General features: G+C 68.6%; 16 protein-coding genes. 6 read left to right on the top strand and 10 right to left on the bottom strand.

All coding sequences use genetic code 11. The features are described from left to right. Window positions 1–520: exodeoxyribonuclease VII large subunit (locus BRAS3809_RS07100; RefSeq protein ID WP_035655627.1), on the top strand; the 520-nt coding region annotated here is incomplete at its 5' end. A 7-nt stretch (window positions 521–527) separates the two neighbouring features. Here BRAS3809_RS07100 and BRAS3809_RS07095 read toward each other — a convergent pair. Beyond that, window positions 528–1,352 (bottom strand): dienelactone hydrolase family protein, encoded by an 825-nt coding sequence (locus BRAS3809_RS07095; RefSeq protein WP_008961408.1) that lies wholly within the window; start codon window positions 1,350–1,352, stop codon window positions 528–530. Between the two features lie 186 nt (window positions 1,353–1,538). Between BRAS3809_RS07095 and BRAS3809_RS07090 the strand changes: the two genes are divergently transcribed. Further along, a complete protein-coding gene (locus tag BRAS3809_RS07090; RefSeq protein ID WP_012041933.1) occupies window positions 1,539–1,766 on the top strand; it encodes a DUF2093 domain-containing protein in 228 nt (75 codons plus the stop codon). Here BRAS3809_RS07090 and lpxK read toward each other — a convergent pair. From lpxK to BRAS3809_RS07060, 6 genes are all read right to left on the bottom strand, one after another. After that, window positions 1,763–2,770 (bottom strand): tetraacyldisaccharide 4'-kinase, encoded by a 1,008-nt coding sequence (gene lpxK / locus BRAS3809_RS07085; RefSeq protein WP_008961406.1) that lies wholly within the window; start codon window positions 2,768–2,770, stop codon window positions 1,763–1,765. The two genes, BRAS3809_RS07090 and lpxK, sit on opposite strands and share 4 nt — an antisense overlap. Beyond that, window positions 2,763–4,070, bottom strand: coding sequence for a 3-deoxy-D-manno-octulosonic acid transferase (locus BRAS3809_RS07080; RefSeq protein WP_008961405.1), 1,308 nt, complete (start codon window positions 4,068–4,070; stop codon window positions 2,763–2,765). The genes lpxK and BRAS3809_RS07080 overlap by 8 nt, the downstream gene beginning before the upstream one ends. Then, window positions 4,063–4,848, bottom strand: a complete 786-nt coding sequence (locus BRAS3809_RS07075; protein ID WP_008961404.1) for a lysophospholipid acyltransferase family protein — start codon at window positions 4,846–4,848, stop codon at window positions 4,063–4,065. The genes BRAS3809_RS07080 and BRAS3809_RS07075 overlap by 8 nt, the downstream gene beginning before the upstream one ends. A 17-nt stretch (window positions 4,849–4,865) precedes the next feature. After that, window positions 4,866–5,105, bottom strand: a complete 240-nt coding sequence (locus BRAS3809_RS07070; protein WP_008961403.1) for a DUF4170 domain-containing protein — start codon at window positions 5,103–5,105, stop codon at window positions 4,866–4,868. 102 nt (window positions 5,106–5,207) lie between these two features. After that, window positions 5,208–5,954: a 3'(2'),5'-bisphosphate nucleotidase CysQ gene (locus BRAS3809_RS07065; RefSeq protein WP_008961402.1), complete on the bottom strand. Its 747-nt coding sequence runs from the start codon at window positions 5,952–5,954 to the stop codon at window positions 5,208–5,210. Between the two features lie 58 nt (window positions 5,955–6,012). Next, on the bottom strand, window positions 6,013–7,407 hold the full coding sequence (locus tag BRAS3809_RS07060; protein WP_008961401.1) for a TldD/PmbA family protein: 1,395 nt from the start codon (window positions 7,405–7,407) through the stop codon (window positions 6,013–6,015). Between the two features lie 283 nt (window positions 7,408–7,690). On the opposite strand from BRAS3809_RS07060, the gene BRAS3809_RS07055 reads away from it, so the two are divergent. Then, window positions 7,691–8,215, top strand: a complete 525-nt coding sequence (locus BRAS3809_RS07055) for a DUF6101 family protein (protein WP_008961400.1) — start codon at window positions 7,691–7,693, stop codon at window positions 8,213–8,215. Here BRAS3809_RS07055 and ubiA read toward each other — a convergent pair whose 3' ends face one another. The 3 genes from ubiA to BRAS3809_RS07040 all read right to left on the bottom strand — a co-directional run bounded on the left by ubiA (window position 8,216) and on the right by BRAS3809_RS07040 (window position 10,520). Beyond that, window positions 8,216–9,148, bottom strand: coding sequence for a 4-hydroxybenzoate octaprenyltransferase (ubiA, locus tag BRAS3809_RS07050; RefSeq protein ID WP_008961399.1), 933 nt, complete (start codon window positions 9,146–9,148; stop codon window positions 8,216–8,218). Next, window positions 9,145–9,831 carry a hypothetical protein gene (locus tag BRAS3809_RS07045; RefSeq protein WP_008961398.1) on the bottom strand — a complete coding sequence of 229 codons (687 nt, stop codon included), beginning with the start codon at window positions 9,829–9,831 and terminating at the stop codon, window positions 9,145–9,147. Before BRAS3809_RS07045 ends, ubiA begins: the two co-directional genes overlap by 4 nt. 254 nt (window positions 9,832–10,085) lie before the next feature. Further along, window positions 10,086–10,520, bottom strand: a complete 435-nt coding sequence (locus tag BRAS3809_RS07040) for a hypothetical protein (RefSeq protein ID WP_240535615.1) — start codon at window positions 10,518–10,520, stop codon at window positions 10,086–10,088. 269 nt (window positions 10,521–10,789) lie between these two features. On the opposite strand from BRAS3809_RS07040, the gene BRAS3809_RS07035 reads away from it, so the two are divergent. The 3 genes from BRAS3809_RS07035 to hisG all read left to right on the top strand — a co-directional run bounded on the left by BRAS3809_RS07035 (window position 10,790) and on the right by hisG (window position 13,797). Then, on the top strand, window positions 10,790–11,542 hold the full coding sequence (locus BRAS3809_RS07035) for a 16S rRNA (uracil(1498)-N(3))-methyltransferase (RefSeq protein WP_008961396.1): 753 nt from the start codon (window positions 10,790–10,792) through the stop codon (window positions 11,540–11,542). A 120-nt stretch (window positions 11,543–11,662) separates the two neighbouring features. Further along, window positions 11,663–12,823 (top strand): ATP phosphoribosyltransferase regulatory subunit, encoded by a 1,161-nt coding sequence (locus tag BRAS3809_RS07030; RefSeq protein WP_008961395.1) that lies wholly within the window; start codon window positions 11,663–11,665, stop codon window positions 12,821–12,823. Further along, the gene (gene hisG, locus BRAS3809_RS07025) at window positions 12,820–13,797 is read left to right on the top strand and encodes an ATP phosphoribosyltransferase (RefSeq protein WP_008961394.1); all 978 of its coding nucleotides are present in this window, start codon (window positions 12,820–12,822) and stop codon (window positions 13,795–13,797) included. Before BRAS3809_RS07030 ends, hisG begins: the two co-directional genes overlap by 4 nt. Window positions 13,798–13,837 lie beyond the last annotated feature (40 nt).

Here is a 13,837-nt window from a genome sequence, read left to right as displayed (position 1 = left end):
GGCCGATCATCGCCTGGTGGTGTCCTCCGAGCGGCTGTCGCTGTCGGCGCGCGCGCTGCTGCACCGGCGGCGCGAGCGCTTCGAGGCGCTCGACGCCCGCTTCAAGGCGTCGCGCCAGGCCTATGCGCAGGCCAAGCGGCAGGCGATCGCGCGCGAGCGTGACCGCACCGAGCGGCTCGCCGATCGCGCCAGCCGCGCGCTGGCCACCTCGATCCTGCGGCTGCGGGCGCGGACCGATCACGCCGGCCAATTGCTGTCGGCGCTGTCGTATCGCAGCGTGCTGGCCCGCGGCTTCGCGCTGGTGCGCGACGAGGCCGGCCATCCGCTGCACCAGGCGGCAGGGATCGAATCGGGTGCGGCGCTGTCGATCGAGTTCGCCGATGGCAGGATCGCGGCGACGGCCGGCGCGGGAAGCCCTGTCCCGGCATCAGCTCCCGCCGCGCCGAAGCCTGCGCGGGAGAGCAAGCCGGCGGCGCCGAAGCGCACGCCCGATCCCGCCGATCAGGGCAGCCTGTTCTGACGGCGCCTTAGCGCGCCAGCCAGTCGGCCACGAGCTTCTGCGCATCGGCGCGGGCTTCGGGATCGGAGCCGACATGGCCGCGTTCGGGGGCGGCGGCATCGGCGCCCGCCACCTGATGGACCGGCAGATTGAGCCGGTCGAAATCGTGATAGGCACCGGGATAGACCACGATGCGCGTCAGCGCGCTGCGGCCGCGGGCGCCGTCGATCATCTGCCGGCAGGCCGGCGGCGAATAGACGTCGTCGAGACCGCCGATCAGGATCAGCGTCGGCACGCGCGCGCTCCAGCCCAGGCCCGACGAGGCGCGGCAATCCGGATAGAAGGCGATGGCCGCACGGAAGTCCGGCGAGACATGGTCGGGCAGTTGCGGCCGCACCGCCCAGAGCAGCGCGCTGGCGCCGCTCGCCCAGCCGACCAGGCTGATGCGGTCCGGCATCGCCCAGGATTGCTGCAGCAGCCATTTCTGCGCGGCGACGATGTCTGCGACCCGCTCGCGCCGGCCGCTGATGCGACGCTCCTTGACACGGCATTGCGGGCCGAGACCGCGCGAGCCGTAGCTGTCCGGCAGCAGCACCGCCTTGCCGTCCTTGACGAGGTCGAGCGCCCAGTCGCGGTAGCGCGGCAGCACCGGCTCGGTGCGGCCGGCCAGTCCGCCGCAGCCATGCAGCGCGATCACGGTCGGAAAAGGGCCCTTCCCCACCGGAGTATAAAGCTGCGCGTGCAACACGTAGCCGCCGGAGGGAATCTCGACCGCGACCGGCAATGGCTCCGCGGCGGCCAGCGATGCCGTGGCACAGAGCAGGACAGCGACGACGGTGGCGAGGAAGCGCATCAAACCAGCCGGACGAGACAAGCGGCGGAGACCCAAAATCCTAGCTAGCACGGTCCTTTGAGGCACCGCATCACAAATCAGTGGGTTTGCGGAAGCGACAGTCCCCCCTATCTATGCTACGAAAACTGCCTGATATCGTCGGGTTGTGCGCGCGGCGGCGGCGTACATGGATTGGAGATCGCGGACGTGCTCAACAAGTTCGGTCCCTCGGGCCAGGGGGAAGCGCAGGTGCAGTATCTGGATGGTGATTTCCGCGTGATCTCACCGGGAAGCTACGTGCGCTGCGCGGTGACCGATGCACGGATTCCGCTCGACGAGCTGAAATACTGGAGCGTCGACCTCCAGGAGGCCTATGCGCTGCCGAGCGCGGTCCTGCAGCGCCACTATCCCGGCGCGCTGAAGGCGAACGGCTAGGGCCGCCGCGACGCTGACAGCCGCTGCGCCACCAAGGCGCGGACCGCCATGTCATCATCGAACTGCAAGGTCACCGGAAAGGCCGTCGGCGCAAGCTCCGGATGATCCCATCGGCGGCCGCGCAGCCGCGCGAGATCCTTCTCGGTCGTGACCAGCGTCAGCCCATCGCGCGTGGCCGCCTGCACGAGCGCCGCGATGTCATCGGCGCTGAAGGGGTGGTGATCGGGGAACGCCCGCTCCGCCCTGATCTCGAGCCCGCTTACCCGCAATGTTCTGAAGAAGCGCTGGGGGTCGCCGATGCCCGCGAAGGCCAGGATGGGCCGTCCGGCGAGCGCCGCGACCACGCGCGAATCCGGCCGCAGCTGCGCCCTGAGAACGGGCTTGCCCGCCGCCGCCACGCGGGATGCGACAGCCTCCCCGGCCTCACCACGGCCGATGACCATCAGGGCGTCGGTCCGCGCCAGCTGCGGCGGCAGCGGCGCGCGCAGCGGTCCGGCGGGAAACACCTGGGCATTGCCGAGACCGCGGCCGCCGTCGATCACGATCAGCGCGAGATCCTTGGCGATCGACGGATTCTGAAAACCGTCATCCATCAGGATGACGGACGCGCCTTGCGCCTTCGCCAATCCGATCCCGTCGGCGCGCGCACGCGACACCACCACAGGGACGGAAGCTGCCATCATCAGCGGCTCGTCGCCGACATCGGCGGCGACATGAGCGGCCGGGTCGACCAGTACCGGTCCCGGCAGCCGGCCGCCATAGCCGCGGCTCAGCACCACCGGATGCTCGCCGAGTTCGTGCAGCAGGGCCGTCAGCGCCAGCACGGTCGGCGTCTTCCCGGCACCCCCGACGTGGAAATTGCCGACGCAGATCACGGGCACGCCGGCCTTGATGCCCGGCTGGGCCATGCGGCGCGCGGCGACGGCGCCATACAGCATCGAGAGCGGGGACAACAATCGCGATTGCCAGGTCGGAGGCCGATGCCAGAAGGCCGGCTCACGCATCGCCGGCAGCCCCCATCTCCAGCCTGACCTGCAGCAGATAGGGCTCGAGCGCCGTCATCGTCCGCTCCAGCGCGCCGCCGAGCTGGTCGACGACGCGCGATCCGGCCGCGACCAGCGCGTTGCAGGCCTCCGGCTCGGCCAGCAGCTGCCGGAGCTGCCGCACCAGCGCTTCCGGATCATGGGCGAGCCGGGCGCCGGCGGCCTTGTCGAGCGCGTCATAGACATCGGTGAAGTTGAAGACATGGGGGCCGTGCACGACGGCCGCGCCGAGCTTGACCGCCTCGATCGGATTCTGGCCGCCATGCTCGACCAGCGATCCGCCCACGAAGACGACCGACGCCAGCCGGTAGAACAGGCCGAGCTCGCCCACGGTGTCCGCGACGTAGATGTCGGTGCCGGCGAGCGGCTGCTCCTCGCGCGAGCGCAGCGCGCCTTGCAGCCCCGCGCCGGCGATGAGCTCGGCAACCGCCGGACCGCGATGCGGATGCCGCGGCACGATCACCGTGAGCAACGAGGAATGCGACGCCGACAACGCCTTGTGGGCGGCGATCAGGATCTCCTCCTCGCCGGGATGCGTGGACGCCGCGACGAACACCGGACGACCGCGCGTCATCGCGGTGAGCCGGTCGAGCTTCGCCGCATCGGCCGGCGGCGCCGGCACGTCGAGCTTGAGATTGCCTGTCGTGATGACGTTGCGGGCGCCGAGTGCCGAGAACCGCTCCGCATCCGCCTGCGACTGCGTCAGGCAGAGATCGAAGCGTCCGAGCAGCGCGGAGATCGCACCGGCCATCCGGCGCCAGCGCGGGAACGAGCGCTGCGACATGCGGCCGTTGATCACCACCATCGGCACCCGCCGCGACGCGCCGGCGAGGATCAGGTTCGGCCACAGATCAGATTCGATGAACAGGCCGAGCGACGGCCGCCAATGATCGATGAAGCGCTCGACGAAACGCGGCGTGTCGTAGGGGACGTATTGGTGGATGACGTCGGGCGGGAAACGTTTGGCGACGATCGCCGCGGACGTCACCGTGCCCGAGGTGATCAGGATGCGGATGTTGAGCGCCCGCAGCCGCTCGATCAGCGCCGCAGCCGCCAGCACTTCGCCGACGCTGGCCCCGTGTATCCAGACCAGAGGTCCCTGCGGGCGGGTGTCGTGGCTGAGGCCGCGCCGCTCGTCGCTGCGCTCCGGATCCTCCTTGCCGCGCTTGAGCCGCTGCCTGATCAGGGCCGGAGCAAGCGGCACCGCCGCCGAGGACAACCCGCGGTAGACACGCAGGGCCATCGGCAGCGGGCTAGCCATTGGATGCTCCCAAAGAGTCCGCTCCCGAAGAGCCGGCTCCCAAGGAGTCGGCTCCCGAATTCACCGGCGGCGGGCAGGCTTCGGGCCGGCCGACGATCGCATAGGCGCGGCGCATGCATTCGTTGAGCGTCGCCTCGAGATCGAGGCGGGCCTGCTCCATGGCGGCGGCATCGGCATCGCGCGGCACGCTGATTTCCTTGATTCCCACCAATGCGCCGCGGCCGAATGGCAAATTGATGGTGGTGCTGTCCCAATTCTTCAGACGGATGAAGCGGCTCGTGACCATTGCGAAGGGCATGATCGGACGTCCTGACTCACGCGCGAGCATGATGATGCCGAGACCCGCAATCCGCGCGCGCTTCGGCACATCGGCGGTCGATGCAACGTTATAGTTGTCTTCGAGCGCTTGCACCATCTCCCTGAACGCCCCGACCCCGCCTTTCCGGTGGAAGGAGCCACCGTGATCGCCCGAGCCGCGGATGGTTCCGATACCGAGCCGCTCGGCGGCGATCGCGTTGAACTCGCCGTCGCGATGCTTGGAGATCAGCACCTTGGCGCGATAGCTCGGCTTGTTCCTGATGAACGGCGTCAGCAGATGCTGGCCGTGCCAGAACGCGAAGATCGCGGGCATCTGCGGCTCGACGATCTCGTAGACGTCGGGCGGCTCGAAGGTGAAGCGGTTGGTGAGCCACACCAGACGCAGGTACTCGGCCGCGAGGAACCCGACGGCGCGCTGGAACCAGCCGCTGCGCAGCGTATTGCGGATCAGATGTTTCAAGTCGAAAGCTTCGCGTCTTACTTCGCGTCCTGGCCGGGATCGAGCAGCCGGTGCAGGTGAACGATGAAATAGCGCATGTGGGCGTTGTCGACCGTCATCTGGGCCTTGGCGCGCCAGGCGGCGTGGGCCGCCGCATAGTTCGGATACACGCCAACGATGTCGACCTTGTCGAGATCCTTGAACTCGTTCTTGTCGAGGTTGACGAGCTCGCCGCCGATCACGAGGTGAAGGAGCTGCTGCGAGGCGCTATCTGTCATCGGGTCCGTTCCTAATCAACGCCTTGCAGGCGAGCTCGACCGTGAAGTCCGGAAGATGAAATCCGGAAAGTGAAGTCCGGGAGAGTGCCGCTCGGGGACCGTTCAGACCGGCGGTAATCTGCGATACTGCGCGACGATATCAGCATGTCGGTCGCGGCCCGCTGCCACCAGCACCCCGTGCACCACCTCCGGACGATTATAGTGGATCGGCTCGCCGGACAACGCGGTCATTTTACCACCCGCTTCCTGCACGATCAGATGAGCCGCCGCAAGATCCCAATCGCGGCTTTGTCCGCCTGCAAAAGCGGCATCGAGCGCGCCATGCGCGACCCGGCACAACCGCAGCGCCAGGGACCCGATACGAGGATGCAGCTCGATCGGCTGCAAAGCATGCGCTAATCTTTCAACCAGCGGTTTGGGACCGGCGACGCGTGCAAAGTCGATCGCAGTCCCTTCGCTGGCACGGACCGGCTGGCCGTTGAGCAGCGTGCCCTGTCCCCGCGCCGCAAAGAAGAACTCGGTGGTGACCGGGGCATAGACCGCAGCCAGGACCGGCACATTGTCCTCGACCAGCGCGACGCTGACGCACCAGTCGCTTCGGTGGCCGAGATAGGAGCGCGTGCCGTCGATCGGATCGACGATCCAGACCCGCCGCCGGCCGAGCCGGGCCGGGTCGTCGGCACTCTCCTCGGACAGCCAGCCATACTCCGGTGTTGCCGATCGCAGCCGGTCTTCGAGCAGCGCGTTGACCGCCATGTCGGCTTCGGACACCGGCGACGAGGCGCCCTTGGTCCATTTGCGCAGCTCGGTGCCGAACATCGCGTGCGCCAGCTCGCCGGCCTCGCGCACCGCCTCCTTCAGCAGCCCGGCATCAGCCGCCGGGCCGGTCTCGCCGGATGTCTCGAGCTCACCGTCCGCCAAGCGTGAGCCCTTCGATGCGCACCGTCGGCGCATTGACGCCATAGCGGAATTCGAGATCGCTAGCCGGGGTCATCGACTTGAAGATCTCGAACAGATGGCCGGCGATCGTCACCTCGCTCACGGCATAGCCGATCTCGCCATTCTCGATCCAGAATCCGGAGGCGCCGCGGCTATAGTCGCCGGTGACGCCATTGACGCCGGAGCCGATCAGGTCGGTGACGTAGAAGCCCTGCTTGATGTCGGAGATCAGCTCCTTGGCCGTCACGACGCCGGCCTCGAGATGCAGATTGAACGGGCCCGGCGACGGCGAGGACGAGACGCCGCGATGCGCGTGGCCGGTGGTCACGAGACCCAGCTCGCGCGCCGTCGCGGAATCCAGCAGCCAGGTCGTCAGCACGCCGTCGTCGACGAGCGCCGTCTTCTTCACCTTCACCCCCTCGGCGTCGAAGGGCTGCGAGCGCAGGCCGCGCCGACGCAAGGGATCGTCGATGATGCGGATGCCCTTGGCGAATAATTGCGCGCCGAGCTTGTCCTTGAGGAAGCTGGTCTTGCGCGCGATCGAGGCGCCGTTGATGGCGCCGACGAGATGGCCGACCAGCGAGCCCGACACGCGGGGATCGAACACGACCGGGACCTGACAGGTCGCGACCTTGCGCGGATTGGCGCGCGCCACCGCGCGCTCGCCGGCGCTGCGGCCGACGGCCGTGGGTGCCAGCAGGTCGGCGCCATGCGGTGCGGCCGTGTAGTCGTAGTCGCGCTCCATGCCGGTGCCTTCGCCGGAGATGGCGGTCGTCGAGATGCTCTGGCTCGAGCGCAGATAGGCGCCGTGAAAGCCGCTGCTCGTCACCAGCACCATGCCGCCGATGCCGGCCGAGGCCGACGCGCCGCCCGACTTGGTGACGCCCTTGACCGCGAGCGCCGCAGCCTCCGCTTCCTGGGCCCGCCGCTCCAGCTCCGCAGTCCCCGGGATGTGCGGATCGAGCAGGTCGAGCTCCGGAATCTCGCGCGCCAGCAGCTCTGGATCGGCGAGCCCGACATATTTGTCATCAGGCGCCACGCGCGCCATCGCGACCGCGCGCTCCGCGAGCCGCGCGACGCCGTCGCCGCTGACGTCGTTCGTCGACACCACGGCCTGGCGCTTGCCGACCAGCACGCGCAAGCCGACATCGTCGCCTTCGGAGCGTTCGGATTCCTCGACGCGCCCGTCACGCACCTCCACGCCCTGCGAGATGCCACGCACGGCGATCGCATCGGCGGCATCGGCGCCGGCCTTCTTCGCGGCCTCGACCAGCCGCTCGGCGAGCGTTCTCAGGGCGGACTGATCGAGCAGATCTGAATGGGCGGAGGTCGATGATGCGGCAGCTGTTGGGGAAGAGGTCACGAACACGATCCGATCGATGTCAGGTGGCGGCTAAGACGGCTCAATCCAGACGAAATGTGGCCTGATCACGCCGACTTCAAGCAGCAGGTCAGACACCACATCGGATTGTCGGCAAATCGGCAAGGTCTCGTCAATCATGCTGGGCAAGCGCTTGTCAATCATGACGGTAAGAGGGTCGGGCGTGAGGACTGATTAACCAGGCTTCTTAAGCTGATACGGGCCGCTCGCGTGGCAAGGTCTCACGTATCGACCGGGAACATAATCCCGGCGGGGAGACCGAGCCGTGAGGCGTCAAACAGCAACAGGCGGAAGCAATTCCGCTGGGTCGGGCCGCGTCCTGCGGCTCGACCCTCTTTCCCTGCCCGTCTCGTACAGCGCGCACGACACCCGTGCCGATGGCGGGATCCGGCAGATCGAACTGCACCGGGAGCGCGTGGTCCTGCGCCGTGCCGTGAGCGGCATGCGCATGGCCCTGAACCTCCGGGTCAGCGATTTCCTCGGCATCGCGCTGCGCGAGATCGACGACACGCAGATGATGCTGATCCTCGCGCACCGCGACCCCTCGCTGAGCATCCCGATCTGCGTCAGCGACGACCAGGACGAGATCGTGACCGCCTGGGCGATGTGGAGCGAGACCTTCGCGCTGCCGCAGCTTCAGGAGCCGAAGCGCGACGCTGCGCCGCGGCGCCGGCGCCGCAATGCCATCCGGTCGCGCCGTCCGCGTTTCCTGATGCGCCGCCGTGTCGGGCACCTTCTCAATCCCGCCTCGGTCCATCGCGGCGAACGCGAGATCATCGCGCGGAGCTGATCAGCTCGCGCGCAGCACGGCGTCGACCAGGAGAGCGGCGAACAGCAGCAATCCAGCATCGCGGTTGGACTTGAAAATCCGCAGGCACAGCGCGGGATCCGCGGTGTTCAGCCTGCGGACCTGCCAGGCGAGATGCGCGGCGAAGCAGGCGAGGCCCAGCCACGCCGCCACGTGCACATGAGCGGTGGCGAAGGCTGCTCCGATCAGCACGACCGCGAGCGAATAGAACACCACCAGCGCCAGATGCGTGCGCTCGGCGAACAGCCGCGCCGTCGACTTGATGCCGATCAGCGCATCGTCCTCCGCATCCTGATGCGCGTAGATCGTGTCGTAGGCGATCACCCAGCAGATCGAGCCGGCGTAGAGCAGCAGCGCGGTCGCATCGATGCGGCCGAACGCGACGGCAAAGCCCATCAGCGCGCCCCAGGAGAAGGCCAGCCCCAGCACCGTCTGCGGCCACCAGGTGATGCGCTTCATGAAGGGATAGATCGCGACGATGAGCAGCGAGGCGATGCCCGTGCCGATCGCGAAGCGGTTGAATTGCAGCAGCACCACGAGGCCGACCAGGGCCTGCGCCACCAGGAAGGCGAGCGCCTGCTTCACGCCCACCTGCCCGGCGGGGATCGGCCGGGAGCGCGTACGCTCCACCTTGGCGTCGAGGTCGCGGTCGGTGATGTCGTTCCAGGTGCAGCCGGCGCCGCGCATCGCGAAGGCGCCGACGAAATACAAGCCGACCCAGAGCGGAAGCATCGAGAGGTCGCCGGAAATCCCCGCAGCCAGCGCGGCCGACCACCAGCACGGCATCAGCAGCAGCCACGACCCGATCGGGCGATCGTAGCGGGCGAGCCGCAGATACGGCCGGCTCCACACCGGCGCCAGCGTGTCGACCCAGTTGCCGGTCGCGTCAGCTACGCGGACGGCGCTGTCGCTCATCGGGTGAGCGGGTTGCCGGTGAGCGAATCGAAGGTCGAGCCGCCCTTCTTCGTCGCATTCGCCTCCGGCAGTGCAGCCGACGTGCCGAGCACGTCGCTCAGGCCAGGCTGGGCGGCCGGGCCGCCGCCCTTCTGCATCTGCTCGGCGACGGTGCAGACCTTCTGCTGAATGCCCTCGGTGCCCTTGTGGTTGGTCTTCAACTGCTCGGCGATCTGGCCGGGAATGCCGCAGCGTGCCGAGTTGGCCTCGATGTATTTGATCATCTTGACCTCGGCCTGGCTGAAGCTCTTGAACAGCTTGCAGGCCTCGACCGGGGTCGCCTTGCGCTTGCTCGCAGCCTGGATCAGCTTGCCCCGGCGCTCGGCCTCCTCACGCAGCGGCACGAACTCCTTCATGCAGCTTTCGCCGGGGCCGACCTGCTGCGGCGGCGCCGCGAAGCCACCGCCGCCGCCACCGAAAGCCGCCGGGCCGGCAGGGGGAAATGCATTGGCGGGCGCCGCCATCGGCGCAGGCGCGGGCGCACTGCCATTGATGGGCGGAAACGGTGAAGCGTTGCTCTGCGTCTGGGTTTGAGTCTGGCCCGGCAGCGGCGCGGGAAACGCGCCTTGCGCCATTGCATGGCCGCCATTGGACAGCAGGGCAGCAGCGACGACGAATGGCACGATGGGATGGCGGCTGATCAAGGCTGGTTCTCCGGCAAGACCAAGAATCCTCAACACTTCCGGACGAAAGCGCGATCCAATCCGGGGCTTTTACGATTCTCGCCCGCCCAGCACAACTGCGGAGTTGGCCGCCCCCGCGGCGCAGGGACGCAGCCGCGGTTCCATGCCGGTGAACCCACGGGCCGCTGATTTGCATTCCGAGATCCAGCCTCGGATTTCGTTCATCTCCGCTTCCGCTCGGTGACGATGTCCTCGCGCCGGTCGGAAGCCTTCGCTCAACCGGGCTGCTTCGGTCCGGACGCGGAGAGGAACGAGCCCACGCCGGGCGCAACGTTCCATGTCACGGTGCAGACCTTACGCATCACGGTCAGGGTGTTTTCGTGATTCGCCTTGAGCTGGTCGGTGATTTTGGCCGGGATGCCGCAGGTCGAGGCATGCGCGACGGCGTATTCGAGCATCTTGGTCTGGGCGAGCTCGTAATCATGCACCAGCCGGCAGGCCTCTCCTGGCGCGAATCGGTGTCCCGGCGCCATCTTCAGCAATTGGGCGCGGCGGGCGGCCTCGTCGCGCAGCGGCGTGAATTCCTTCAGGCAGCTCTCGGGCGGACGAAAGTTGCCCACGCTCGTGCCGTTGGAGGCCGCCGGATTGGCCGCCTGCGGCGCGCCGACGCTCTTGTCATCGGCCCGAGCGGGCACGGCGGGCAGCAGCACGGTGGCCGCGGCGAGGGCCAGGACGGCCCAAGTGGAACATCTGTTGATCACGGCTGTCTCTCCTCGCCGGGGCATGAAGCCGAGGCTGCCGGCGTCGCCCCGAGGTGCAGCGGGACGCAATCGCCAGTTTGGACCACATCCAAACGGTAAAATCTGTCGACAGCACGGCCAAAACGGGCCATCGCCGATGCACGCAGCCACCAGGCTCCGGCTTTCCGTCCGGGGCCCGGTTCGATAAGCAACGTCACTGACCTCACACTCGCCGCGCCATGCCCGACTACGACTCCAACGCCCCGCGCCTGTACGTCGACGCCCCGCTGCTGGAGGGCGGCGCCGTCGCACTGGATCGCAACCAGAGCAACTATCTCGGCAACGTGCTGCGCCTCGGCGCCGGCGACCGGGTGCTGGTGTTCAACGGCCGCGACGGCGAATGGCAGGCCACGATCGCCGGCCGCAAGCGGGCGGACCTGCTGACCGTCCAGCAGCGCCTCCGGCCGCAGGACCGGCTCCCCGACATCGCCTACGTGTTTGCGCCGCTGAAGCACGCGCGGCTGGACTACATCGCGCAGAAGGCGGTCGAGATGGGCGCGGCCGTGCTGCAGCCGGTCGTCACGCGCCACACCCAGGTGTCGCGGATCAACGGCGAGCGCATGCGCGCCAATGTGATCGAGGCGGCCGAGCAATGCGGCATCCTCAGCCTCGCCGAGGTCAGGGACCCGGTGCCGCTGGAGCGCTTCCTGCGCGAGCGGCAGGCTTCGCGCCTGCTGGTGTTCTGCGACGAGGCGGCCGACGTCGCCGATCCCGTGCAGGCGCTGCGCGGCGCCGGCGCGCATGCCGGCATCGATCTCCTGATCGGCCCCGAAGGCGGCTTCGCCGCCGAGGAGCGCGAGCTCCTGCTGCGGCAGCCGCAACTGGTCAGGCTGGCGCTCGGGCCACGCATCCTCCGGGCCGATACCGCGGGGGTGGCGGCGCTGGCCCTGCTGCAGGCGACCCTGGGGGATTGGCACGGCCAAGGCCGTTAAGGCCCGCCGGCGATTGTCGCGCGCGGCGACCATTCGGTGTCGAAACCGCGCCATGAGCGTGCTAAGGGGCTGCCGCCGCCCTCCGGGCGGCACGACTCCCTGTTTGGAACCAAGATTGACATGACCGGACCCGCTCCGACCGGACCCGCCGCGCGGGCGGACACGCTGCTGCAGTCCTTCGCCGAGGCCGGCTATGCCCGCGCCGAGCCGGCGATCCTGCAGCCGGCCGAGCCGTTCCTCGACCTCTCCGGCGAGGACATTCGCAAGAGCCTGTATCTGACGACGGATGGCGGCGGCGAGGAACTCTGCCTGCGTCCCGACCTGACCATTCCCGTCGCCCGCGACTATCTGGCGTCGCCGCGCTCCGGACAGCCGGCCGGGTTCAGCTATCTCGGCCCGGTGTTTCGTTACCGTGACGGCCGCCCCAGCGAGTTCCTGCAGGCCGGCATCGAATCCTTCGGACGCCAGGATCGTCCTGCCGCCGATGCCGAGATGCTGGCGCTGGCGATCGAGGCGACAGCCGCGGCCGGTCTCAGCGAGGTCGAGATCCACACCGGCGACGTCGCGCTGTTCGCAGCCCTGATCGACGCGCTCGATCTCTATCCGGTCTGGCGGCGCAGGCTGCTCAAGGACTTCAACCGCAAGCGGACGCTGGCCCAGGACCTGGAGCGGCTCGCGATCGCCGAGTTGGCGCCGCGCAACGAATATGAGGGCGTGCTCGCGGCGCTGGCCGGCTCCGACCGCAAGGCCGCGCTCGCCCTCGTCACCGACCTGATGTCGATCGCCGGCGCCAGCGCCGTCGGCGGCCGCACGGTCGCGGAGATCGCCGACCGGTTCCTGGAGCAATCCACCCTGAAGAGCGGCGCCCTGCCGCGCCACGCCCTCGACCTGATCAAGCGCTTCCTCGTCATCGCCGGCACTCCGACCGAAGCCGTCCAGCAGCTCCGTGCGCTCGCGGCCGACGCCAGGCTCGACATTGCAGCCGCGATCGACGCGCTGGAGGCGCGCGCCGGCTTCATGGCCCAGCGCGGCATCGACCTGACCAAGGTGCGCTTCGCCACCGCGTTCGGCCGCGGCCTCGACTACTACACCGGCTTCGAGTTCGAGCTGCATCACCCCGGCAATGGCGACGAGCCGCTGGTCGCCGGCGGCCGCTATGACGGCCTGCTGAGCCAGCTCGGCGCCGCCTCGTCCATTCCGGCCGTCGGCTTCTCGATCTGGATCGAGCGCCTGGCCCAGTCGAGCGCCGCGAGCCACAGCCCGCGCGGGAGAGCATCATGAGCGGCCCCCTCGTCCTCGCCGTTCCCTCCAAGGGCCGCCTGCAGGAGAATGCGGAAGCGTTCTTCGGCCGCGCCGGGCTGAACCTGTCGAAGCCCGGCGGCGCACGCGACTATCGCGGCACGATCTCCGGGCTCGACAATGTCGAGATCGCCTATCTCTCTGCGAGCGAGATCGCATCGCAACTGGCGCGCGGCACCGTGCATCTCGGCGTCACCGGCGAGGACCTGGTGCGCGAGGAAATCACCGACGCCGACAAGCGCGTGCTGCTGATCGACACGCTCGGCTTCGGCGGCGCCAATGTCGTGGTCGCAGTGCCGCAGGCCTGGATCGACGTCCGCACCATGGCCGATCTCGACGACGTCGCCACCGGCTTCCGCGCCCAGCACAATCGCCGCATGCGCGTCGCCACCAAATACATCAACCTGACGCGCGGCTTCTTCGCGCATCACGGCATCGTCGACTATCGCATCGTCGAGAGCGCCGGCGCCACCGAGGGCGCACCCGCCGTCGGCACCGCCGAGCTGATCGTCGACATCACCTCAACCGGCTCCACGCTGGTCGCCAACGGCCTGAAGGTGCTCGACGACGGCGTCATCCTGCGCAGCCAGGCCAATCTCGTCGCCTCGCGCGACGCCGACTGGTCGGATGGCCCGCGCGAGAGCGCCCGGATCATCCTCGACCACATCCACGCCCGCGCCCGCGCCAGCAAATACCGCGAGGTCCGCACCCGCTTCAAAGGGTGCGACGCAGCAATGCTGACCGAGGCGCACAACCGCTTCGGCGTCGTCGCGCCGTTCGGAGGCCCGACCTCGTCGGGCATGCTGACCCTGCACTGCCCGCCGGCGCAGATCTACGCGCTCGGCAGCTTCCTCCGCGCCCATGGCGCGGAGACGGTGTCGGTCGCCTCGCTCGACTACGTGCTCGACCGCGAGAATCCGCTGTTTGCCCGCCTCGAAGCCTTCCTGCGATCATAAATCGCCGTTCATCGTAGCGACAGGCAGCGGCAGCTACCAT

The sequence above is a fragment of the Bradyrhizobium sp. STM 3809 genome (assembly GCF_000239795.1).
Lineage (GTDB): Bacteria > Pseudomonadota > Alphaproteobacteria > Rhizobiales > Xanthobacteraceae > Bradyrhizobium.
Note: the sequence above shows the minus strand (reverse complement) of the source record. Positions and strands in the feature narration are given on the sequence as shown.

Excerpts from the sequence above, each read along its gene's own strand:
- BRAS3809_RS07095 (WP_008961408.1), bottom strand. The coding sequence starts at position 1,352 with ATGCGCTTCCTCGCCACCGTCGTCGCTGTCCTGCTCTGTGCCACGGCA.
- lpxK (WP_008961406.1), bottom strand. The coding sequence starts at position 2,770 with ATGCGTGAGCCGGCCTTCTGGCATCGGCCTCCGACCTGGCAATCGCGA.
- BRAS3809_RS07080 (WP_008961405.1), bottom strand. The coding sequence starts at position 4,070 with ATGGCTAGCCCGCTGCCGATGGCCCTGCGTGTCTACCGCGGGTTGTCC.
- BRAS3809_RS07070 (WP_008961403.1), bottom strand. The coding sequence starts at position 5,105 with ATGACAGATAGCGCCTCGCAGCAGCTCCTTCACCTCGTGATCGGCGGC.
- ubiA (WP_008961399.1), bottom strand. The coding sequence starts at position 9,148 with ATGAGCGACAGCGCCGTCCGCGTAGCTGACGCGACCGGCAACTGGGTC.
- BRAS3809_RS07035 (WP_008961396.1), top strand. The coding sequence starts at position 10,790 with ATGCCCGACTACGACTCCAACGCCCCGCGCCTGTACGTCGACGCCCCG.
- BRAS3809_RS07030 (WP_008961395.1), top strand. The coding sequence starts at position 11,663 with ATGACCGGACCCGCTCCGACCGGACCCGCCGCGCGGGCGGACACGCTG.
- hisG (WP_008961394.1), top strand. The coding sequence starts at position 12,820 with ATGAGCGGCCCCCTCGTCCTCGCCGTTCCCTCCAAGGGCCGCCTGCAG.